The 357-nt window shown below is 38.4% G+C and carries 1 protein-coding gene; it reads right to left on the bottom strand.

Going from position 1 to position 357, the window contains the following annotated elements:
* Positions 1–18: 18 nt before the first annotated feature.
* A partial coding sequence (locus tag HC175_RS21055; RefSeq protein WP_168139918.1) for a hypothetical protein occupies positions 19–357 on the bottom strand: 339 nt, incomplete at its 5' end.

The raw sequence follows: 357 nt of genomic DNA on the forward strand, positions 1-357 counted from the left end.
TCTTGTTTCTGAAAAAAATTATTCCAACTTAAGCACTTGCTCCTCGGGCAGCTTATTTCTTACCAGGAATACAATATCATCTTCAGTTAGGCCTTCTTCAATATAATCTCCCTGTTTGCCCATAGAATAGGCATATTTTTCCAGGTTACTCTTGTAATTGTGGTGCGTAGTTTTTCTCCCTTTGTCTCCATATCCTTTTAAATAGGCGATCACTACCTGATCATCAGAAACTTTCAAATGTTTCTGCTCATTATAACGAGACAAAAGACTTAAACCCTCAGCAATTCCCTGCGAGAGCATTTCGTTATAATTGCTACCTCCCGAACTTTGTAAAGCCGGCGTATAATAGGTATTCAG

It is taken from the genome of Salinimicrobium oceani (assembly GCF_012037645.1).